This is a genomic window from Suipraeoptans intestinalis (assembly GCF_009696485.1).
Taxonomy (GTDB): domain Bacteria; phylum Bacillota; class Clostridia; order Lachnospirales; family Lachnospiraceae; genus Suipraeoptans; species Suipraeoptans intestinalis.
This window is the reverse complement of the sequence record NZ_VULY01000032.1, coordinates 1-6,096: the sequence shown is the minus strand read 5'-3', so window position 1 is coordinate 6,096 and position 6,096 is coordinate 1. Positions and strand designations below refer to the sequence as shown.

General features: G+C 48.5%; 4 protein-coding genes and 5 pseudogenes. 4 read left to right on the top strand and 5 right to left on the bottom strand.

Annotation, left to right across the window (positions count from 1 at the left end; translation table 11 throughout):
• The 5 genes and pseudogenes from FYJ34_RS15295 to FYJ34_RS13390 form a co-directional block, all read right to left on the bottom strand.
• Nucleotides 1-114 (bottom strand): annotated as a pseudogene (locus tag FYJ34_RS15295) (nucleotidyltransferase); the annotation flags it as partial.
• 53 nt (nt 115-167) lie between these two features.
• A pseudogene (locus tag FYJ34_RS15290) lies at nt 168-1,015 on the bottom strand (carbohydrate ABC transporter permease).
• A 16-nt stretch (nt 1,016-1,031) separates the two neighbouring features.
• Nucleotides 1,032-1,926, bottom strand: a pseudogene (locus tag FYJ34_RS15620) (carbohydrate ABC transporter permease).
• 254 nt (nt 1,927-2,180) lie between these two features.
• A complete protein-coding gene (locus FYJ34_RS13395; RefSeq protein WP_235899530.1) occupies nt 2,181-2,375 on the bottom strand; it encodes a hypothetical protein in 195 nt (64 codons plus the stop codon).
• A 42-nt stretch (nt 2,376-2,417) separates the two neighbouring features.
• The gene (locus FYJ34_RS13390) at nt 2,418-2,843 is read right to left on the bottom strand and encodes a type 2 periplasmic-binding domain-containing protein (protein WP_235899529.1); all 426 of its coding nucleotides are present in this window, start codon (nt 2,841-2,843) and stop codon (nt 2,418-2,420) included.
• A 456-nt stretch (nt 2,844-3,299) separates the two neighbouring features.
• Between FYJ34_RS13390 and FYJ34_RS13385 the strand changes: the two genes are divergently transcribed.
• The 4 genes and pseudogenes from FYJ34_RS13385 to FYJ34_RS15280 all read left to right on the top strand — a co-directional run bounded on the left by FYJ34_RS13385 (nt 3,300) and on the right by FYJ34_RS15280 (nt 5,962).
• On the top strand, nt 3,300-3,554 hold the full coding sequence (locus FYJ34_RS13385) for a hypothetical protein (RefSeq protein WP_330582675.1): 255 nt from the start codon (nt 3,300-3,302) through the stop codon (nt 3,552-3,554).
• 118 nt (nt 3,555-3,672) lie between these two features.
• Nucleotides 3,673-3,975 carry a hypothetical protein gene (locus tag FYJ34_RS13380; RefSeq protein WP_235899528.1) on the top strand — a complete coding sequence of 101 codons (303 nt, stop codon included), beginning with the start codon at nt 3,673-3,675 and terminating at the stop codon, nt 3,973-3,975.
• A 190-nt stretch (nt 3,976-4,165) separates the two neighbouring features.
• A pseudogene (locus FYJ34_RS15285) lies at nt 4,166-5,067 on the top strand (carbohydrate ABC transporter permease).
• A 16-nt stretch (nt 5,068-5,083) separates the two neighbouring features.
• Nucleotides 5,084-5,962 (top strand): annotated as a pseudogene (locus tag FYJ34_RS15280) (carbohydrate ABC transporter permease).
• Nucleotides 5,963-6,096 lie beyond the last annotated feature (134 nt).

Below are 6,096 nucleotides of genomic sequence, written 5' to 3'. Positions count from 1 at the left end.
ACAGGGAGAAATCCATAATGATCTGCCCCTCTTCGTCAATGGGATCGATCTGCTTTAGCCCTCCGTATCTGCTTCCCATTCCGCTGCCATAATGACCAATACCGGTTTTTTCATTTTCCTTACCTCCAAACTCTTTCTATCTGTCATTCTTTCCGTCTGTACTTCCTCTATCCTTTGATTCCGCCTGTAACGCGCCGATGATTTTTCCGACAGGAACAAGTATAAACAAATGTGGGAAGAAATACAATGATAACCGCTGCAAACATTCCCGCCCAGTTACCGGTGTACTGCATGGACTGCAGCATTCCGTAAAGCCCCACTGCCACCGGACGCAGCTCGTCACTGTTGGCAAAGATCAGAGACAGGAAATATTCGTTCCAGATATTGATAAAATTAAAGATCGTTACCGTCACGATCCCGACTGTGCCATCGGAAACATGATCTTCCAAAACGTTCTGGCGGCGGACATCCGTCGATCGCCGCCGCCTCCTCATACGTCCTTGACAGGTTGGAAAAAAAGTCAGAAAAAATCGTCGTATAAGGGATATTGATCCCCGTATACAGAAAGATCAGCGTCACCTTGCTTGCCAGAAGACTGTTTAAGATGCCCATATTTGCTACTACGCCAAACAGCGGCAGGATGATCATGGTGATCGGCACTCCCATCGCCGCCACAAATCCCGTCTGGATCACCTTGTTTCCCAGAAAGGTAAACCTGGAAAGCACATAGGCTGCCGGCGCGCAGATCAGGATCAGAAGAATACAGGAGATCACAGAATACAGCAGTGAATTCTTAAAAAGGTAGCCACACCGCCGGATCCCCACGCCTGTACATAATTTTCAAAATGAAGTCCTGTAGGAAATTTCAGCGCATCCCTTGAAAATATCTGCCGTGGTAGACAGACTTGCCGCTGCGATCCATCCCAGGAGCAAAAGGGTAAATCCTCCCCACAACAACACACCAGATACCCGGGGCCAGCTTTAACTCTTTTTTCCAGTTCCATCTTTGTTTCATCAGTTGCTCCCCCTTTCTAAAATTCCAGATCGTCGTCTTTGATCAGCAGGTTGCAGACGGTAAACACCAGAACCACGCAGAGGCAGAGCACGATCCGATGCTGGCTCCATAGCCTGCATTTCTCTCTGTTACCGCATTCCCGCCCGAAAATGTTCATGTACATATACTGCACCGGAACAATGGTGGCCTTGTTGGCCGTCACGGAAGAAAACAGCTGGGACCATACAAAAAATGCCGCCGTGCTGACTGACCACATGGTAATGTTGGTCTTAAACATCCCTTCAGCCAGAGGAGTGTCATATATCTGAACTGCTGAGGCTTATTGGCCCGTCAATTGTAGCCGCTCATAAAATCCGGACTGATCCTTTCGATCCCGCTCATCCAGATCAGCATATGATAGCCACCATTCCAAACAGTAGGCGATCAGCAGCGCCCAAATACATTATCCGGCGCTGTCCACTGGGTCTGGCCAGCTTGTCCAGCCCTACAAACTCCAGTACACTTTTTAACAGTCCGAACTTAGGACTGTACACATACTGCAGCCACATAGTTGCCAATGCAACTGCACTCACGATATTCGGAAGATAAATGATGGCACGAAATACTTTTTTCCCTTTGATCCCGCTGGTCAGGATCACGCCCAGAAGGAGTGACAAAAGCATGACGATCAGTCCGCCAAACAGCCAGATCCTTCCAATGTTCCACATGGCTGTACGGAAAATATCCGTCGACAACAGTTTTTCGTAGTTACTGATTCCACAAACTGCCACATATCCGCGGTATCTGTAACCGACTCGATCTTAAAAAAGCTTCATCAGGACCGTTCTGATGATCGGATATAGAAATACAGCCAGGAACATGATAACTGCCGGCATCAGAAACCCAATTATCATTCCCTTATTTTTCTTCACGCAAATCCCTCCTTCTTACAAAATATGGTGGCGAAGGCAGTCTGCCCATGCCACCATATTCCCCTCACTGCTCTCTCAACTTCAAACAGTTTTTATTTTTCTGCTGCGGTCTTGCAAGCCTTTACGAACTCATCGGCTGTCATCTTGCCGCCCATCAGCTTTAATACGTTTTCGCTTAATGCCGGTGTCAGGTCTCCGTTATTTTCTACACCACTGCCCAGTCATAGAAGTAGTGGTTGCATCAAATCCCGGTTTTACTTCCTGCAGCTCTGTCGGCCATGCATCTGCATTTGCCTTGTCGCCGGGATGCAAAGAGCTTCCTCTGTCATCTTCTTATCGAAATCTCCTGCCGCGATATAGGTGATCAGTTCAAATGCCTGCTCTGCCTTCTTGGAATCCTTGTTGATCGCAAATACCTGGTTTGCCAATGTTGTTTGCCGTTGCATCATTGGTTCCGCCGGATACTGCCGGATAATTGAAGTATCCCCATTTCAGATCCTTGGATACCGAATCCTTGATCTCGTTGGGCAGCCAGGATCCGCAGATGATGATTGCTGCATCCCCGGTGCAAATTCCTGATTCTGTCCTGCCGGATACACATTGGACTCTATGTTCTCGGAGAAGTATCCCTTACTTGCAAAGTCTTCCAGATCTTTCGCTGCCTGTGCCACTCTCGGATCATCCCAGCTCACTGCCTCGATCTCCCCTGCTTCCACCTTTTCCTTCACTGCCGGATCTCCCACCAGTGCCTTTACGCCATCCTGTCCCAGATAACGTCCCAGGTGATAGCCAAGGAAAGAGGTTGCATAGGCTCCGTCGCCTGTGATCGGTGTGATCTTTGCTTCCTTCAGCTTTGCGCCACCTGCGTCAAACTCTTCCCCAGGTAGTCGGAACCGCCTCGATTCCTGCCTTTTCAAACAAGGTCTTGTTGTAGAAGAAACCGAAATAGACGGCTGTAAGGAATAGAATGCAGCGTTGCATCTCCGTCGTGAGTCTGTCCGTATGCGTTTCTTGCAATCTGGAACAGCGTCGTATTTCCGTGCTCTGCCTCAAAATCTTTTGCCAGATCTTCCAGATCCAGCAGATATTTTCCCAGGATCCGTTGACTCTGTTGACATCCTCATCAAACAGTCGACAACGAGATCCGTCGTCAACGGAGGCTGGATCTGGAAGATCTGGCAAAAGATTTTGAGAGCACGGAAATACGACGCTGTTCCAGATTGCAAGAAACGCATACGGACAGACTCACGACGGAGATGCAACGCTGCATTCTATTCTTACCAGCCGTCTATTTTCGGTTTCTTCTACAACAAGACCTTGTTTGAAAAGGCAGGAATCGAGGCGTTCCGACTACCTGGGAAGAGTTTGACGCAGTGTGCGCAAAGCTGAAGGAAGCAAAGATCACACCGATCACAGGCGACGGAGCCTATGCAACCTCTTTCCTTGGCTATCACCTGGGACGTTATCTGGGACAGGATGGCGTAAAGGCACTGGTGGGAGATCCGGCAGTGAAGGAAAAGGTGGAAGCAGGGGAGATCGAGGCAGTGAGCTGGGATGATCGAGAGTGGCACAGGCAGCGAAAGATCTGGAAGACTTTGCAAGTAAGGGATACTTCTCCGAGAACATAGAGTCCAATGTGTATCCGGCAGGACAGAATCAGGAATTTGCACCGGGGGATGCAGCAATCATCATCTGCGGATCCTGGCTGCCCAACGAGATCAAGGATTCGGTATCCAAGGATCTGAAATGGGATACTTCAATTATCCGGCAGTATCCGGCGGAACCAATGATGCAACGGCAAACAACATTGCAAACCAGGTATTTGCGATCAACAAGGATTCCAAGAAGGCAGAGCAGGCATTTGAACTGATCACCTATATCGCGGCAGGAGATTTCGATAAGAAGATGACAGAGGAAGCTCTTTGCATCCCGGCCGACAAGGCAAATGCAGATGCATGGCCGACAGAGCTGCAGGAAGTAAAACCGGGATTTGATGCAACCACTACTTTCTATGACTGGGCAGTGGGTGTAGAAATAACGGAGACCTGACACCGGCATTAAGCGAAAACGTATTAAAGCTGATGGGCGGCAAGATGACAGCCGATGAGTTCGTAAAGGCTTGCAAGACCGCAGCAGAAAAATAAAAACTGTTTGAAGTTTGAGAGAGCAGTGAGGGGAATATGGTGGCATGGGCAGACTGCCTTCGCCACCATATTTTGTAAGAAGAAGGAGGATTTGCGTGAAGAAAAATAAGGGAATGATAATTGGGTTTCTGATGCCGGCAGTTATCATGTTCCTGGCTGTATTTCTATATCCGATCATCAGAACGGTCCTGATGAGCTTTTTTAAGATCGAGTCGGTTACAGATACCGCGGATATGTGGCAGTTTGTGGGAATCAGTAACTACGAAAAACTGTTGTCGACGGATATTTTCCGTACAGCCATGTGGAACATTGGAAGGATCTGGCTGTTTGGCGGACTGATCGTCATGCTTTTGTCACTCCTTCTGGGCGTGATCCTGACCAGCGGGATCAAAGGGAAAAAAGTATTTCGTGCCATCATTTATCTTCCGAATATCGTGAGTGCAGTTGCATTGGCAACTATGTGGCTGCAGTATGTGTACAGTCCTAAGTTCGGACTGTTAAAAAGTGTACTGGAGTTTGTAGGGCTGGACAAGCTGGCCAAGACCCAGTGGACAGCGCCGGATAATGTATTTTGGGCGCTGCTGATCGCCTACTGTTTTGGAATGGTGGGCTATCATATGCTGATCTGGATGAGCGGGATCGAAAGGATCAGTCCGGATTTTTGAAGCGGCTACAATTGACGGGGCCAATAAGCCTCAGCAGTTCAGATATATGACACTTCTCTGCTGAAGGAGTGTTTAAGACCAACATTACCATGTGGTCAGTCAGCACGGCGGCATTTTTTGTATGGTCCCAGCTGTTTTCTTCCGTGACGGCCAACAAGGCCACCATTGTTCCGGTGCAGTATATGTACATGAACATTTTCGGGGCGGGGAATGCGGTAACAGAGAGAAATGCAGGCTATGGAGCCAGCATCGGGATCGTGCTCTGCCTCTGCGTGGTTCTGGTGTTTACCGTCTGCAACCTGCTGATCAAAGACGACGATCTGGAATTTTAGAAAGGGGGAGCAACTGATGAAACAAAGATGGAACTGGAAAAAAGAGTTAAAGCTGGCCCCGGGTATCTGGTGGTGTTGTTGTGGGTAGGATTTACCCTTTTGCTCCTGGGATGGATCGCAGCGGCAAGTCTGTCTACCACGGCAGATATTTTCAAGGGAGATGCGCTGAAATTTCCTACAGGACTTCATTTTGAAAATTATGTACAGGCGTGGGATCCGGCGGTGTGGCTACCTTTTTTAAGAATTCACTGCTGTATTCTGTGATCTCCTGTATTTCTGATCCTGATCTGCGCGCCGGCAGCCTATGTGCTTTCCAGGTTTACCTTTCTGGGAAACAAGGTGATCCAGACGGGATTTGTGGCGATGGAGTGCCGATCACCATGATCATCCTGCCGCTGTTTGGCGTAGTAGCAAATATGGCATCTTAAACAGTCTTCTGGCAAGCAAGGTGACGCTGATCTTTCTGTATACGGGGATCAATATCCCTTATACGACGATTTTTCTTCTGACCTTTTTTCCAACCTGTCAAGGACGTATGAGGAGGCGGCGGCGATCGACGGATGTCCGCCGGCCAGAACGTTTTGGAAGATCATGTTCCGATGGCACAGTCCGGGATCGTGACGGTAACGATCTTTAATTTTATCAATATCTGGAACGAATATTTCCTGTCTCTGATCTTTGCCAACAGTGACGAGCTGCGTCCGGTGGCAGTGGGCTTTACGGAATGCTGCAGTCCATGCAGTACACCGGTAACTGGGCGGGAATGTTTGCAGCGGTTATCATTGTATTTCTTCCCACATTTGTTTTATACTTGTTCCTGTCGGAAAAAAATCATCGGCGCGTTACAGGCGGAATCAAAGAGAGAGGAAGTACAGACGGAAACAATGACAGATAGAAAGAGTTTTGGTAAGGAAAATGAAAAAAACCGGTGGTCATTATGGCAGCGGGAATGGGAAGCAGATACGGAGGGCTAAAGCAGATCGATCCCATTGACGAAGGGCAGATCATTATGGATTTCTCCCTGTTTGA

Bases quoted from the DNA above. Each gene is read 5' to 3' on its own strand.
- FYJ34_RS13395 (WP_235899530.1), bottom strand. From the start codon at position 2,375: ATGATGCAACGGCAAACAACATTGGCAAACCAGGTATTTGCGATCAAC.
- FYJ34_RS13380 (WP_235899528.1), top strand. From the start codon at position 3,673: ATGGGATACTTCAATTATCCGGCAGTATCCGGCGGAACCAATGATGCA.